Consider the following 15290-nt stretch of genomic DNA (forward strand, 5'->3'; position numbering starts at 1 on the left):
CACTCCGGCGACCGGCGTCCACCACGAACGGCCAGGTGATACCAATGAAATACGTACTACTGCTCTTCGGATACCTCGACGACGCGCGCTGCGGGGAGCCCGGCAACGACGACGCCGAGCAGGGCCCCGGCCCGGAAGCGTTTATGGCGTTCGACGCGGAGCTCGACAAGGCCGGCGTGCTGGCCGGAGGGTTCGCCCTCGAGGATCCGGAGACAGGTGTGAGCGTCGCGTGCCCGCCCGGAGGCGCGGAGCCGGTGGTCACCTCGGGTCCGCTCCCCGAGAGCCGGGAATTCGTCGGTGGGACCATCGTCATCGACGTCGCGGACATCGACGAGGCGCTGGCCTGGGCCGCGAGGTGCCCCGGCGTGCACGGTGGTCGGGTCGAGGTCCGAGCGATCGCGGAGTACTGATGAGGATCCGCCGGGCGGCGAGCGGAACCGGGGCCCCGCCGTGACTGCCGGACGCCCGGCGCTCCCCGACGCGCTGCTCCGGATCCGGCAGGAGGAGCGCGCGCGGCTGCTGGCGGCGCTGGTCTCGCGATTCGGCGACCTGGACCTCGCGGAGGACGCCGCGCAGGACGCGCTCGTCGCCGCGGCGGAGTCATGGCCGCGTACCGGAGTACCGGACCGCCCGCTGGCCTGGCTCATGACCACGGCCACCCGCAAGGCGATCGACCGGCTTCGTCGGGAGCGCGCCCTCACCGAGAGGCTCGCTCGACTCAAGGTGGAGCAGGACCCGCGCCGCCTGCCCGCCGCGGCGCTCTCCCCCGCCGATCCCGATGAGATCCCGGACGACCGACTCGAGCTCTTCTTCGCCTGCTGCCACCCCACCCTGAGGGTCGAGGAACAGGTGGTGTTGTGCCTGCGCCACCTCGCCGGGCTGACGACCGTGGAGATCGCGCACGCGTTCCTGGTTCCGGTCGCCACCATGCAGCAGCGGCTCGTGCGCGCCAAGAAGCGGATGCGGGTCACCCGCATCCCCGTACGGGTACCCGAGGCGTCCGAAATCCCCCGCCGTCTTCCCGCCGTGCTCGCCGTCATCTACCTCATCTTCACGGAGGGGTACGCGGCGACCGGGGGCACCGCCCACATCAGGTCGGACCCGACGGCGGAGGCGATCCGGTTGGCACGGATCATCCACCGGCTCCTGCCGGGGGTCGGAGAGGTGACGGGACTGCTGGCCCTGATGCTGCTCACCCAGGCGCGCGCGCCCGCCCGCGCCGGTCCCGGCGGGACGCCCGTCCCGTTGGGAGAGCAGGATCGCGCGTCCTGGGATCCGCTACTCCTCGATGAGGGGCTGGCGCTGGCCCGCGAGTCCGCGTCCGGCGGGCCGGGGCCGTACGCCGTTCAGGCGGCCATCGCGGCCGTGCACGCCGAGGCCGCGACCTTCGACAGCACCGACTGGGCCCAGATCGCGGTCCTGTACGACGCTCTGGCCCGCATCGCGCCCGGTCCGACGGTGCGTCTGGGCAGGGCGGTGGCCCGCGGACGCCGCGACGGGCCGGCGGTCGGGCTCGCCGAACTCGAGGCTCTGTCCGCCGACCCCGCGCTCCGGCGGCATCACCCGTTCCACGAGGCCCGCGCGGTCACGCTCGAGATGCTCGGCCGGTCGGAGGAGGCTCGAGAGGCGTGGTCACGCGCTCACGAGCTCGCCCTCAACGACGCCGAGCGTGCGTATCTGCGGAAGCGGTGGTGGGGCGCCTGACCGTGCCGCTCGGCGCCGCGCGATCCGGGCTCTCCGCGATCGGTCAGGAGTCGAAGGCGTCGATGATCGCCTGTGCGGCGAGGGCCGCCGTGAGCGTGCCGTCGCGGACCTGCTGCTCGACCTCGGGCGCCACCCTCTTGACGTCGGGATCCGCGGCCAGGCGTGCCATGAGGGTCTCGTGCACCATCGACCAGGTCCAGTCGACCTGCTGGCGGGCGCGACGCGCCTCGACCTCGCCGATCTCGGCCATCGTCTGTTGGTGCTTGCGGACCGCGTCCCAGAAGCCCTCGAGGCCCTCGCCCTCGAGGCCGGACATCGTGAGGACGGGGACCTTCCACACCGCATCGGCCGGCCTGACCAGGCGCAGCGCGGCCCCCAGCTCGCGGGCGGCCCGCTGGGCGTCTTTCACGTGCGGCCCGTCGGCCTTGTTCACGGCCACCACGTCGGCGAGCTCGAGGACGCCCTTCTTGATGCCCTGCAGCTGATCACCCGTCCGCGCGAGAGTGAGGAAGGTGAAGCAGTCGACCATGCCGGCCACGGTCACCTCGGACTGGCCCACGCCGACGGTCTCGACGAGGATGACGTCGAAACCGGCGGCCTCGAGCAGGACCATCGTCTCCCGCGTCGCCTTCGCGACGCCGCCGAGCGTGCCGGAGGTCGGCGAGGGCCGGATGTAGGCCCGCGGCTCGGTGGAGAGAGTGGCCATGCGGGTCTTGTCGCCGAGGATCGAGCCACCGGTACGCGTGGAGGAGGGGTCGACGGCGAGGACCGCCACCTTGTGGCCCTGCTCCACCAGATAGAGGCCGAGGGACTCGATGAACGTCGACTTGCCGACTCCCGGCACCCCGGTGATGCCGATCCGCAACGCCCCGCCGGCGTGCGGCAGGGCGCCGAGGAGCAGCTGCTGGGCCTTCTCCCGGTGGGCCGGATTGGTGGACTCGAGCAGGGTGATCGCGCGGGCCAGCACGGGCCGCCGGTCCTCCAGCACTCCCTCGAGCAGCGCGTCGACGTCGATCTCGCGGCGGGGGCGCGGCCCGGTCGACCTGGGCACCGGACCCCGCGGGGCGCCGGTGCCCGCCGTGGTGGACATGGCGCCCAGGGGGTTCCCCGAACCCGCCGGATCAGGTCCCGAGCCGAGCCGTGCCACGTCCGATCAGGCCTCCGTGGCGTCGGTGGCCGCCGACGACAGGTCGTAGCCGAGCTCGCCGGCGAGGGTGTCGAGCAGCCCGATCGCGGCCTCGGCGATGACCGTGCCGGGCGGGTAGATCGCGGCGGCACCGGCGTCGTAGAGTTCCTGGAAGTCGCCGGGAGGGATCACGCCGCCGACGGTGACCATGATGTCCTCGCGGCCCACCTCGGCCAGAGCCGAACGCAGCGCCGGCACGAGCGTGAGGTGCCCGGCCGCGAGCGAGGACACGCCCACCACGTGGACGTCGGCGTCGGCGGCCTGCTGGGCCACCTCCTCCGGCGTCTGGAACAGCGGACCCATGTCCACGTCGAAGCCGAGGTCGGAGAACGCGGTACCGACGACCTTCTGGCCGCGGTCGTGACCGTCCTGGCCCATCTTGGCCAGCAGGATCCGCGGGCGGCGCCCGTCCTGCTCGGCGAACGCATCGGCCATCCGCATGGCCCGGGTGACGTTGTCCACGGCGCCCTCCTTGGTGACCTCCTGCCGGTACACACCGGACAGGGTCTTGATCTCGGCCTTGTGACGACCGTAGACCTTCTCCAGCGCGTCGGAGATCTCACCGATGCTGGCGTGGGCCCGGGCGGCGTCGATGGCCAGCGCGAGGAGGTTGTTCTCCAGGTCGCTGCTGGGGCCACCGGAGGCGGCCTCCGTCAGTCGGGCGAGGGCGGCCTGGCAGGCGTCCTCGTCGCGCTCGGCCCGCAGCTTCTCCAGCTTGGCGAGCTGCTCGGAGCGCACGCGCGAGTTGTCGACCTTGAGGACCTCGATCTCCTGGTCCTCGGTGACGACGTACTTGTTCACGCCGATGACCGGCTGGCGGCCGGAGTCGATGCGCGCCTGCGTGCGGGCCGCGGCCTCCTCGATGCGCAGCTTGGGGATGCCCTCGCCGATGGCCTGCGCCATGCCGCCGGCCTCCTCGATCTCCAGCAGGTGGAGCCGGGCCTTGTCGGCGAGCTGGGCCGTGAGCCACTCGATGTAGTACGAGCCGGCCCACGGGTCGATCGGACGGGTGGTGCCCGACTCCTGCTGCAGCAGCAGCTGGGTGTTGCGGGCGATGCGCGCGGAGAAGTCGGTCGGCAGCGCGAGCGCCTCGTCGAGAGCGTTGGTGTGCAGCGACTGCGTGTGGCCCTGTGTGGATGCCATGGCCTCGATGCAGGTGCGGGCGACGTTGTTGAACACGTCCTGGGCCGTCAGCGACCAGCCCGAGGTCTGAGAGTGGGTCCGCAGCGACTTGGACTTGGGGTTCTTCGGACCGAACTTCTCGACGAGCTCACTCCACAGCAGACGTCCGGCGCGCAGCTTGGCGATCTCCATGGAGAAGTTCATGCCGATCGCCCAGAAGAACGACAACCGCGGGGCGAACTTGTCGATGTCCAGGCCCGCGTCCAGGCCCGCACGTAGGTACTCGACACCGTCGGCCAGCGTGTACGCGAGCTCGAGATCGGCCGTCGCCCCGGCCTCCTGGATGTGGTACCCGGAGATCGAGATGGAGTTGAAGCGCGGCATCTTCTGCGAGGTGTAGGCGAAGATGTCCGAGATGATCCGCATGGACGGCTTGGGCGGGTAGATGTAGGTGTTGCGGACCATGAACTCCTTGAGGATGTCGTTCTGGATGGTCCCCGCGAGCTGCTCCGGCGTCACCCCCTGCTCCTCGGCCGCGACCACGTAGAACGCCAGGATCGGGAGGACCGCACCGTTCATGGTCATCGACACCGACACCGACGAGAGGTCGATGCCGTCGAACAGCTCCCGCATGTCGAGGATGGAGTCGATCGCCACGCCGGCCATGCCCACGTCACCGGCCACGCGCGGGTGGTCGGAGTCGTAACCGCGGTGGGTGGCGAGGTCGAACGCCACGGACAGGCCCTTCTGCCCGGCGGCGAGGTTGCGGCGGTAGAAGGCGTTGGACTCGGCAGCGGTGGAGAAGCCCGCGTACTGGCGGATGGTCCACGGCTGGTTCACGTACATCGACGGGTACGGCCCGCGGAGGAACGGCGCGTGACCGGGCACGGTGTCCAACGGGAAGGGGGTGACCTTCTCGCCGTCGTCGGTCGGGGCGGTGCCGGCCTCGACGGCGTCACGGTCGGCCTTGGTGTAGACGCGCTTGACGTCGATACCCTCGGGCGTCTCCCAGTGCGCGTCGGCGGCGATGCCGTCCTCGACAGCCACGGCGGCCGCCCGGGCGTCGGGGCCGTCGGTGTCGCGGAGGGAGGCGGTGCTGAAATCGGGGAAGGTCGTCATGTCACTTCACTCCCAGCTGGTCGAGGAGGGTGGTCAGGGCGGCGACGGCGTCGATGCCGAGCGCCAGGTAGCCGTCCGGGCGGTCGGTGGCGTCCGCCGGGAAGCCCTTCTCGGCCCCGGTGAGGTAGACGGTCGACACGCCCGCGTCGCGGAGGGCGCGCACGGCGCCCTCCCCTTCGGTGGCGTAGCGCTTGTCGGCGCCGCACAGCACGGCGATGTCCTCACCCTCGCGGGCGGCGGCGTACTGGCCGGCCTCGGTGACACCCGGGTTACGCGCCTCGATGCCGCCGGCGGCGAGCAGGTTGGCCACGAACGTCACACGCGGCGTCGTCTCGGCCTGCGGGCCCAGACCCGCCAACAGGACGGTCGGCCGGGACCCGGTCGCCTCCAGGTGCGCGTCGGAGCGGTCACGCAGGTCCTCGAACGCGCGGCCGTACCGGTAGTCGTCGCCGCCGCGCCGGGAGGCGTCGAGCGGCTGCTCGGCCAGGTTCGGGAACTCGGACACGCCCGTGACAGGCGCCAGGCGGTGGGCGATGTCGGTGTCGCGGGCCTCACGGACCCGCGCGATCGCCTCGCGGACGGTCCCCGACTCGATCGCCGCGACCAGGCCGCCCTCGGCCTCGATGGTCTGCAGGGCCGACCACGCGGCGTCGGCGAGGGAGTCGGTGATCGACTCGACGTACCAGGAGCCGCCCGCCGGGTCCACGACGTGGCCCAGGTGGGACTCCTCGAGGAGCAGGAGCTGGGTGTTGCGGGCCATGCGCTCGGCGAACGAGCGGGAGGTGCTCTCGAGCCCGCCGGGAATGGAGGCGTCGAAGGGCAGGACCGTCACGGAGGTGGCCCCGCCCACGCCGGCGCCGAATGCGGCCAGTGTCGTGCGCAGCATGTTCACCCACGGGTCGCGGCGCGACATCATGGCGGCGGAGGTCACGGCGTGCTGCGGCGCGCCGCCGGCCTCGGGGGCGTCCAGCAGTTCGGCGACGCGGGCCCATATGAGGCGGCCGGCGCGGAACTTGGCGATCGAGGCGAACTGGTCGTCGGTCGCGGACAACCGGAACGAGACCTGGCGCAACGCGGCCGCGGCGGGCACGCCCGCCGAGACGAGCGCGCGCACGTATTCGAGGCCCGCGGCCACCGCGTAGGCCAGCTCCTGGGCGTCACCGGCACCGTCGTCGTGGAAGACCGTGCCGTCGGCGACGAAGGTCCGGATGGTCTCCTCACGCTCGGACATCCGGGCGGCGAGTGCGACCGCGGCCTCGAGTCCGATCGAGTCGGCACCGGCGTAAGCGGCGGTGACCGGGGCGGCGCCCAGGTCGGCGATGACCGCGGCACGGTCGGCGACCCCGTCACCGGCCGAGCGGCGCTGGTCCAGCAGGTCCAGGAACGCGCCCGCGACCTCGTCGAGGTCGGCGCCCGCGTCGAAGGTGACCGGGGCCAGATCGAGGTAGACGTCCTTGAGGACCCCCGCGAGGTCCGCGGCGGGCACGGACAGCCAGAGCGCCGAGACGCCCTGGTTCAGCAGGTCCAGGACCTCGGTGTTGAGCTCGGAGGCATCCCCCGTCGCCTCGACGCGGGCGCTGACGTGCCAGCCGCTCTCCGGCAGGCCCGACCGGTCCCCGCCGCGGACGAACGGGAACTGCCCCGGCGCGGGGCGCTCGGCGATCTCGTCGACCCGGGTGTAGAGCGGGTTGATCTCGATTCCGTCCCGGGTGGTGGCCACTAGGGCGCGCCACGCGTCCTCCGGCATGTCGGCGGGATCCTTGCGGGCGGCCTTCGCGAGGACGGCTCCCACAGAGGCGTACCAGGAGTGAAGGTCAGGACCTGTGGTCGGACTGGTCACCGGTACCTCGTTCTCGTGTGGAGTGAAGGGGGTCACTGTCGGACTCTAGCCGAGCCCTGTTCGCAGAGGGAACGCGGCAATACCCGCTGGCCCGCACGCGGGGGAAGGCGTCCGCCCGCACGCCGGACGGGTTGGCCGGTACGCGTGGACTACAGTCGCCCGCGTGCGGGGACGGGTGATCGCGTGGGTGGGGGCCGTGGCGCTCGTCGTGCTGGTCGCTACCTTCGTGCCGACGCCGGGCCTCGAGCAACTGCGCGAGTGGGCCGCGCAGTTCGGGCCGTGGTTCGCCGCGGCGTTCTTCGCCGCCTACGCCGTCGTCACCGTCGCGCCGATCCCGCGTTCGACCTTCACCTATTCGGCGGCCGTGTTGTTCACCCCGGCCGTGGCGATCCCGTGTTCCCTGGTCGCCACCGGCGTCGCGGCGGCACTGGCGTTCGTCGCGGTGCGGCGGCTCGGTCACGAACGGACGGCCGCGCTGCGGGCGCACCCCCGCGTGGCCGCCGTGGACGCCCGACTCCGTCGCCGCGGGTGGTTGTCCGTGGGGAGCCTGCGACTGGTGCCGGCCGCGCCGTTCTCGGTGGTGAACTACGCCGCCGCCCTGACCTCGATCCCCTACCCTCAGTTCATCGCGGCCACGGTGATCGGCAGTGCCCCGGGAACCGTCGCGGCGATCCTGCTGGGCGACTCGCTCACGTCCGGCGACGGTGCGGCCGCGCTGTGGGCCACGGTCGGGTTCGCCGCCGTCGGACTCGCCGGGATGGTCCTCGACGCCCGGTTGCCGGTCAGGCCGGCTCGGTGACGAAGTCCACCAGCCGCTCCACCGCGCCGAGCAGCGCCGGCTCGATGTCACGGTAGGAGCTCACCGACGCCAGCACCCGCCGGAACCCGTCGGCGGGCTCGCCCCAGCCCAGTCGTCGGCATATCCCCGTCTTCCAGTCCTCGCCGCGTGGTACCACCGGCCACTCGCGGATGCCCACCGCGGACGGCTTCACCGCCTGCCAGATGTCGACGTACGGGTGGCCGGTGACCAGGACGTTCTCCCCCAGGCCGGCGACGATCCTCGACTCCTTGCTGCCCTCGACCAGGTGGTCCACGAGCACCCCGAGGCGCGCCGACGGAGTGGGTCCGAACCCGGCGACCAGCGCGGCCAGGTCGTCGATGCCGTGGAGCGGCTCCACGACCACGCCCTCGACGCGCAGGTCGTGGCCCCAGATCTTCTCGACCAGAGCGGCGTCGTGGATGCCCTCCACCCAGATGCGGCCCGCCCGGGCCGTGCGGGCGCGCAGACCCTCGACCTTCCGCGACCCCGAGGCCGTGACCGCGGGCCCCCGCCGGGCGGCCGGAGCCGGCTTGCGCAGGGTCACCGGCGAGCCGTCGATGAGAAAGGCCGAGGGCGTCATCGCGAAGAGGCGGACCCGACCGTGCCGGTCCTCGAGTTTGACGAACTCGCCGTCGTAACTCCGGTCGAAACCCACCACCGCACCGCAGAACCCGGACTCGGCGTCCTCCACCACCAGGTCCCGCTCGGCGTCGACGACGGGGACCTCCGGGCGGCGCCGCCGCGCCGTCCCGGACAGGATGTCGGAACCGTACATGTCTGCCATGGCCAGACACCGTAGCCGCAATCGCGCCGGGGGTATCGGCGGCGCACCGTCGGTAGGATCGATCGTCATGTCCCGACCCCTCACCCGTGACTCCGTGCTGTCACCGGCGTGGCCGCTGCCCCTCCACCTGCTCCGGACCGCGTGGGCGGATCAACCCTTCGACGAACTGACCGCGTACGTGTCCGGCCTCGCCGGGTCCCATCTGCTCGACATCGTCGGCGAGCCGGTGCGGATGCTGGACGGGCTCTCCCCCGCCGGCGGTCCCACGGGTCTGCTGCCGGACCTGGTGACCACCCTGCGGCGCGCGGGCCGTGAGCACCCGGCGCCCGAGGTCCTGTCGCTGCTCACGACAGCGCCCGGTGACTCGTCGAGCCTGCCCCCGATCCCCTCGGTCCGGGCGGACGTGGCCGACGCCGGCTGGGGTGTGCTCGTCCGCGATCCCGCCTCCCGCGAGGCGGTGTGTCTGACCTGCGTCCAGCCCCATCCGGACGTGCTGCGCTGGCGGGCGCGCGGGGTGCTCGACTGCCCGGTGGCGCCCCAGCCGACGGGTCCGTCCGAGGCACTGGCCGAACTCGGTCGCGCAGTCATGGACGCCGCCGAACTCATCGAACGGACCGCGGTGCGGACCGGCCCGAGCACGCACGTGGACATTCACGGCCACGTCTCGCGGTTGCCGGCCGGGCTCCCCTCGCGGGTGGTGGAGCTCGTCGACCGGATCGACCGGGTCGAGGCGATCATCGCCGTCGCCCTGGCCCAGCCGGACGTCGGCGCGGACCCTGCCGCGCGCGAACCGGTGCTCCGGCGGCTGATCGCGGTCAAGGACGCGGCGCGCCGGTCCGCCGTGGCCGCGGCCGGCGACGCCGCTCTCCGGGCGCGCTAGTCGGCCGCCGTCAGCCCCCGCAGCAGCCGAGGGCGCAGCGGGCGCCGTCGCGGTTCCGGCCGAGGGCGGGTACGGAACCGGGGCGGTCCTGAGCAGACCCGGTCTCGACCTCGTCGAGGAGCTCGAGCACCATCCGGGCGAACTCTCGGCTCGGACCCGGCGTGGCGCACCGCGTGACCGTGACCCCCAGCTCGCGGACCTCGTCGACGAGCTCGGTGTCCAGGTCCCAGATGACCTCGACGTGATCGGAGATGAATCCGATCGGGACGATCACCACGTCCGTGACGCCGTTCGAGGTGGCCAGCTCGCTCACGTGGTCCACGACGTCCGGCTCGAGCCACGGCACGCTCGGCGGACCGGAGCGGGACTGCCAGACCAGGTCGTAGTCGGCGACGCCCGCCGCCTCGGCGACGAGACGCGACGCCTCGGCGACCTGACGGCTGTAGAGGTGGCCGCCGAGGGACGGCGGACCGGCCGCCTCGTCCGCCGACGTGGGCACGGAGTGGGCGGTGAAGATCACCCGGGCCCCCGGCGCGGCGGAGGCGATGGCCTCCCGCAGGTCGGAGGCGAACCGCTCGATGAACAGCGGGTGATCGTAGAACTGGCGGAGCCGCACCATGGTGGGCGCGCCCTCGACCTGCTCGCGGGCGCGGGCGATGTCCTCCTGGTACTGCGCGCAGCCGGAGTACCCGCCCCACGCGGAGGTGGCGAAGACGGCGGCGTTGCGGACCCCGTCCGCGACCATCTGTCGGACGGTGTCCTCGGCCATCGGCGTCCAGTTGCGGTTGCCGAAGTACACGGGCAGGTCGCGGCCGCGGTCCGCCAGCTCGGCCTCGACGTTGGCGATGATCTCGCGGTTGAGGTCGTTGATGGGGCTGCGACCGCCGAGGTGCCGGTAGTGCGTGGCCACCTCCTCGAGGCGCTCGCGCGGAATCCCGCGGCCGCGGGTGACGTTCTCGAGGAACGGGATGACGTCGTCCTGGCCTTCGGGGCCGCCGAACGAGAGCACCAGCAGGGCGTCCACCTGCCCTGAGGTGGCGCCCGGGGTGGAGGGGGCGTCGGTCGATGCGGTCATACAGATCACTCCTGTCCGCTGAAGGAAACGGTCCCGGCGCCGCCGTCGGCGTAGATGACGGTGCCGGTCGTGGCGGCCATGAGGTCGGAGAGCAGGGCGACGGCCGTCGTCGCGACCGAGGTGGGGTCGTCCACGTCCCAGCCGAGTGGCGCCCGCCGATCCCACTCGTCCTGCATCCTGTCCAGCTCGCCGCCGGGGCCGAGCGCCTCGCCGGCGATCGCCTTGGCCGCGAGGGTCTTGACGGGGCCGGCGGCGATGAGGTTGGACCGCACGCCCTCGGGGCCGAGTTCGCGGGCGACGTAGCGGTTGACGGCCTCGAGCGCGTTCTTGGCGACCGACATCCAGTTGTAGAAGGGCATGGAGAACCGCGGGTCGAAGTCGAGTCCGATGATCGACGCGCCCCGGTTGAGCAGTGGCCTGGTGGCCTTGGCCAGGGCGGAGTACGAGTAGGCCGAGACCTCGAGCGCGACTGCCACGTCCTTCCAGGGCGCGTCGAGGAACGGGTCCCCGAGGCAGCTGGGCGGCGCGAACCCGATCGAGTGGACGACGCCGTCGAGCGAATCGGCGTGTTCGCGGACCCGGTCGGCCAGTGCGGCGAGGTCGTCCTCGCTCTGCACGTCCAGCTCGATCACCGGCGGACGTTCGGGGAGGCGCTTCGCGATCGCCTTGACGAGGGAGGGCCGACCGTACGCGGTGAGGATGACCTTCGCGCCGTGCAGTTGGCAGTGCTTGGCGATGTGGAAGGCGATCGAGGCGTCGGTGATGACTCCCGTGACGAGGATCGTCCGGCCGGCCAGCAGTCCGCCGCCGGTCGTGGTGGTATCGCCGGAGGCGACCGTGGCGTCCGTCTCGGTCTGGCTCATGTCAGTGCCCCATTCCCATTCCGCCGTCGACCGGGATCACGGCCCCGGAGATGTAGCCGGCGTCGTCGCCGGCGAGAAAGCTCACGAGCCCGGCCACGTCGTCGGCCGAGCCCTTGCGCCCGAGCGGGATGGCGGCGACGGCCATCTCCTGCGTCTTGTCGTCCAGCCCCGCTGTCATGTCGGTGTCGATGAAACCCGGCGCGACGACGTTGGCCGTGATGTTCCGCGAACCCAGCTCACGGGTGAGCGAACGGGCCATACCGATGAGCCCGGCCTTGGAGGAGGCGTAATTGACCTGACCGGCGGTGCCGGACTGGCCCACGACGGAGCCGATGAAGATCAGTCGACCGAAACGGGCGCGCAGCATCCCGCGCGAGGCGCGCTTGGCCACGCGGAACGCCCCCGTGAGGTTGGCGTCGAGCACGCGCGTGAACTGCTCGTCCTTCATGCGCATGAGCAGGGTGTCCTCGGTGGTGCCCGCATTGGCCACGACCACCTCGACCGGCCCGTACTCGGCCTCGACCGCGGTGAACGCCGCGTCGACGGAGTCGGGGTCGGTGACGTCGCACTGCACCCCGAACAGTCCGTCGGGGGCGCCGGAGCCCCGGTGGGTGACGGCGACCCGGTGGCCGTCGGCGTGGAGCCTGGCGGCGACGGCGCGTCCGATCCCGCGGTTGCCCCCGGTCACGAGGACTGTCCGTGGGGTGGTGCCGTGCGTGCTCTCGGAAACCATGCCCCCACCCTAGCGAGCCGGGCCGGCGGGCCCGGCGCTGGTGCGTTCTGCCGGCCCGCCGGACTCAGGGGATCCGGCGGTGTGCGGTGAGCGATCCCGCCGCCGCCGTCATGGCGAGTAGCGAGCCGACGATGAGCCACGGCCGCGAGGCGTCGGCCTTCTTCCACTCGTAGCCGATCTGCTCCTCGAGGGTGCGGTAGACCGAGTCCAGTTCCTCGAGGGTCGACGCCGTGAAGAAGTCGCCGCCGGACAGCTCGGCGATGGTGCGGAGGGAGGCGTCGTCGACGGGGACCGGTTGGGGCCGGCCCTGGATGTCGACGGTGCCGTAGAGGGTGCCGAACGAGATCGTGGAGACGGGGATCCCGGCCTCGGCCGCGCGCTCGGCGGCGGTGAACGCGCCGCGCTCCTCGGTGGGGTCGGCGGGGACGGTCTCCTTGCCATCGGAGAGGAGGACGATCCGGGCTGGCGGGGCCTGGTCGGGGCCGCCGAGGCTCTCGGTGAAGGTGGTGATCGCCTGGGTGGCGGTGTAGATGGCCTCGCCGGTGGCGGTGCGCTCGTCGAGGCTGAGCCGGTCGACGGCGCGGACGACCGGACCCCGGTCCGTGGTGGGGGCCACGAGCATCGAGGCGGTCCCGGCGTAGGAGACGAGGCCCAGGTTGACGCCCGGGGTGAGATTGTTGGCGAAGGTCGTGGCGGCCTGCTGCGCGGCCTCGAGGCGCGAGGGTGAGACGTCGGTGGACTCCATGGACAGGGAGACGTCGACGACGAGCATGACAGTGGCCCGGTTCCGTGGGACCTTCTGTTCCCTCTGTGGGCCGGCCAGTGCCACGACGAGCGCCAGCAGGGAGAGCACCAGGAGCACCGCCGGGACGTGCGTGAACCAGCGGCGACCGCGGCGGTCGACGGTACGCAGGGTGCCGAAGTTGCCGAAGCGGACGGTGCGCCGCTTCTTCGAGCGCAGCGCGATGACGTACCCGACAGCGAGGGCGACCGGGACGATCAGTAGGAACAGCCAGAGCGGGTGCTGAAACTCGGACAGGCTCATCGGCTCGTCACCTCCCCCGCCGGGCGGTGGTCGTCGGGTAGATCACGGGTCACGCTGTCGCCGGTCGGGAGCCCACCCCGGCGTCGGATGCCGACGAAGTCGATGACGTCGCGGATCCAGTCGCGGTCGGTGCGCAGAGCGAGGACCGGCGCACCGCACCGTCGCAGCGCGGAGTGGACGCGCTCGCGGTGTTCGCCGGCCGCGCGACGGTAGTCGGCCGCGAGGGCGTCGTCGACGTCCAGTTCCAGGACCTCGCCGGTGGCGGGGTCCTGGAGGAGGGCCGCGCCGACGACCGGCAGGGCGATGTCGAGCGGGTCGGCCACGTGGACGGCGAGGAACTCGTGCCGGGTGCCGAGCACGCGCAGGGAGCGCTCCCAGTCCACCTCGGACAGGAAGTCGGAGATGACCACCACGAGACCGTGGCGGCGGGCGGCGTTGCGGACCGCGTGGAGGCAGTCGTCGAGCGCGCCCCCGGGCGAGACACCGGTCGCGGCCCGGGAGACCTCCTCGAGGAGCCGCCGGACGTGGTCGCGTCCTCCGGTGGCCGGGAGGACCCGCGGCCGCCCGTCGCCGGTGAGGACCATCCCCACGCGGCTGCCGCCGCCGGCGGAGAGGAACCCGACGGTCGCGACCGCCGCCTCGACCAGGCGCCTCTTCACGGCGTGGCGGCCCTGCACGTCGAGACTCGGCGTGAGGTCGACGACGAGCCAGGTCTCGAGCTCGCGGTCCGCGATGGTCTGCCTGATGTGGGGCACGGTGGTCCTGGCGGTGACCGACCAGTCCATCGTGCGGACGTCGTCGCCCGGTTCGTAGGCGCGCGCCTCCCCCGGTTCGGTGCCCGGCCCCGGGAGCAGCCCCCGGTGGTCGCCGTTGAGGACGCCGTCGAGGCGGCGGGTGACGAGCAGCTCGAGCTGGGTCAGGGCCGCGCGGGAGGACGCGTCGACCGGGTCGTCGCGTCTGCCCTCGTCCGCGGTGGTCACCGTGACGGCGGCGGGCCGGCCTGGGCGGGGACCGCGCTGATCTGCGGGAGGGGAACCGCCTCGAGCACCCGGCGGACGACCGTGTCGGCGGAGACCTCGTCGGCCAGCGCGTCGTAGGTGAGCACGAGCCGGTGGCGGAGCACGGCCGGCAGGACGTCCACGACGTCCTGGGGGACGACGTAGTCGCGGCCCCGCACCAGAGCGAGGGCGCGGGCGGCGGTGACGGCGCCGAGGGTGGCGCGCGGCGAGGCGCCGTAGGACAGCCACCGGGCGACGTCCTCGAGTCCGTGCCGGGCGGGTTCGCGGGTGGCGACGGTGACGCGGACGACGTAGTCGACCAGTGCGTGGTGGACGAACACCTCGCGGACCGCGCTCTGCAGCCGCACGAGCGCGTCGACGCCGAGGACCTGCGTGGGCGTCGGCGGGGTGGAACCCATCCGGTAGACGATCTCGCGTTCCTCCTCGGGGCTCGGGTAGTCAACCACGAGCTTGAACAGGAAGCGGTCGCGCTGGGCCTCCGGCAGTTGGTAGACGCCCTCGCTCTCGATGGGGTTCTGGGTGGCCATCACGAGGAACGGGCTCGGCATGGGGAAGGTCTGCCCGCCGATGGAGACGTGCCCCTCCGCCATCACCTCCAGCAGGGCCGACTGGACCTTCGCCGGGGCGCGGTTGATCTCGTCCGCGAGGACGAAGTTGGCCAGGATCGGGCCGAGCTCGACCTCGAACTCCTCGCGGCCCTGGCGGTAGATGCGGGTGCCCACGATGTCCGCGGGGACGAGGTCCGGGGTGAACTGCAGACGGCGGAAGCTCCCGCCCACCACGGCGGCGAAGGTCTCGACCGTCAGCGTCTTGGCCACGCCCGGCACGCCCTCGAGCAGGATGTGACCGCGGGAGAGCAGCCCGACCAGGATCATCTCGATCAGGCGGTCCTGGCCCACCACGACCTTCTTGACCTCGTAGACCGCGCGCTCGAGGAGCCGGGCGTCCTCGGCGGCGCTCAAGGCGCTCACCGCGGGAGGCGCGGCGGCCGGGGTCGGGTGGTCGGGGTGGGGATCGCTCACCGCGGAGGGCTCCTTCGCGTGGTCGGGTGTTCCGGGGGCCCCGCCCGGGCCGTCCGAACGGGCTGGGGACGACAGTAC

The 15290-nt window shown here is 72.5% G+C and carries 14 protein-coding genes; 4 read left to right on the forward strand and 10 right to left on the reverse strand.

Going from position 1 to position 15290, the window contains the following annotated elements:
• Positions 1–44: 44 nt before the first annotated feature.
• Complete coding sequence (locus KHA85_RS00165) at positions 45–410, forward strand: YciI family protein (RefSeq protein ID WP_213184380.1); 366 nt, start codon at positions 45–47, stop codon at positions 408–410.
• 40 nt (positions 411–450) lie between these two features.
• Complete coding sequence (locus KHA85_RS00170) at positions 451–1704, forward strand: RNA polymerase sigma factor (RefSeq protein WP_213184381.1); 1254 nt, start codon at positions 451–453, stop codon at positions 1702–1704.
• Between the two features lie 43 nt (positions 1705–1747).
• Here KHA85_RS00170 and meaB read toward each other — a convergent pair whose 3' ends face one another.
• From meaB to KHA85_RS00185, 3 genes are all read right to left on the reverse strand, one after another.
• Positions 1748–2794: a methylmalonyl Co-A mutase-associated GTPase MeaB gene (meaB, locus tag KHA85_RS00175; protein WP_007629102.1), complete on the reverse strand. Its 1047-nt coding sequence runs from the start codon at positions 2792–2794 to the stop codon at positions 1748–1750.
• Between the two features lie 63 nt (positions 2795–2857).
• Positions 2858–5131, reverse strand: a complete 2274-nt coding sequence (gene scpA / locus KHA85_RS00180; RefSeq protein ID WP_213184382.1) for a methylmalonyl-CoA mutase — start codon at positions 5129–5131, stop codon at positions 2858–2860.
• Position 5132: 1 nt separating this feature from the next.
• Positions 5133–6971, reverse strand: a complete 1839-nt coding sequence (locus KHA85_RS00185) for a methylmalonyl-CoA mutase family protein (RefSeq protein WP_213184383.1) — start codon at positions 6969–6971, stop codon at positions 5133–5135.
• Between the two features lie 163 nt (positions 6972–7134).
• Here KHA85_RS00185 and KHA85_RS00190 point away from each other — a divergent pair, with 163 nt between their 5' ends.
• Complete coding sequence (locus KHA85_RS00190) at positions 7135–7770, forward strand: TVP38/TMEM64 family protein (RefSeq protein ID WP_308936803.1); 636 nt, start codon at positions 7135–7137, stop codon at positions 7768–7770.
• Here KHA85_RS00190 and KHA85_RS00195 read toward each other — a convergent pair.
• The gene (locus tag KHA85_RS00195) at positions 7754–8575 is read right to left on the reverse strand and encodes a DUF3097 domain-containing protein (RefSeq protein ID WP_007629106.1); all 822 of its coding nucleotides are present in this window, start codon (positions 8573–8575) and stop codon (positions 7754–7756) included. The two genes, KHA85_RS00190 and KHA85_RS00195, sit on opposite strands and share 17 nt — an antisense overlap.
• Before the next feature lie 67 nt (positions 8576–8642).
• Between KHA85_RS00195 and KHA85_RS00200 the strand changes: the two genes are divergently transcribed.
• Positions 8643–9455, forward strand: a complete 813-nt coding sequence (locus tag KHA85_RS00200) for an Rv1486c family protein (protein WP_213184384.1) — start codon at positions 8643–8645, stop codon at positions 9453–9455.
• A 10-nt stretch (positions 9456–9465) separates the two neighbouring features.
• Here the strand turns inward: KHA85_RS00200 and KHA85_RS00205 are convergent, their stop codons facing one another.
• The 6 genes from KHA85_RS00205 to KHA85_RS00230 all read right to left on the reverse strand — a co-directional run bounded on the left by KHA85_RS00205 (position 9466) and on the right by KHA85_RS00230 (position 15287).
• A complete protein-coding gene (locus tag KHA85_RS00205) occupies positions 9466–10530 on the reverse strand; it encodes a ferrochelatase (protein WP_061915118.1) in 1065 nt (354 codons plus the stop codon).
• 5 nt (positions 10531–10535) lie between these two features.
• Positions 10536–11393, reverse strand: coding sequence for an NADH-dependent enoyl-ACP reductase InhA (gene inhA, locus KHA85_RS00210; RefSeq protein WP_007629338.1), 858 nt, complete (start codon positions 11391–11393; stop codon positions 10536–10538).
• Position 11394: 1 nt separating this feature from the next.
• Positions 11395–12126, reverse strand: coding sequence for a 3-oxoacyl-ACP reductase FabG1 (gene fabG1 / locus KHA85_RS00215; RefSeq protein ID WP_043567277.1), 732 nt, complete (start codon positions 12124–12126; stop codon positions 11395–11397).
• A gap of 64 nt (positions 12127–12190) precedes the next feature.
• Complete coding sequence (locus tag KHA85_RS00220) at positions 12191–13171, reverse strand: VWA domain-containing protein (protein WP_213184385.1); 981 nt, start codon at positions 13169–13171, stop codon at positions 12191–12193.
• Positions 13168–14151, reverse strand: a complete 984-nt coding sequence (locus KHA85_RS00225) for a DUF58 domain-containing protein (RefSeq protein WP_213184386.1) — start codon at positions 14149–14151, stop codon at positions 13168–13170. Before KHA85_RS00225 ends, KHA85_RS00220 begins: the two co-directional genes overlap by 4 nt.
• A complete protein-coding gene (locus KHA85_RS00230) occupies positions 14148–15287 on the reverse strand; it encodes an AAA family ATPase (RefSeq protein ID WP_438802035.1) in 1140 nt (379 codons plus the stop codon). The genes KHA85_RS00225 and KHA85_RS00230 overlap by 4 nt, the downstream gene beginning before the upstream one ends.
• Positions 15288–15290 lie beyond the last annotated feature (3 nt).

The sequence above is a fragment of the Dietzia massiliensis genome, from assembly GCF_018390595.1.
Lineage (GTDB): Bacteria > Actinomycetota > Actinomycetes > Mycobacteriales > Mycobacteriaceae > Dietzia > Dietzia massiliensis.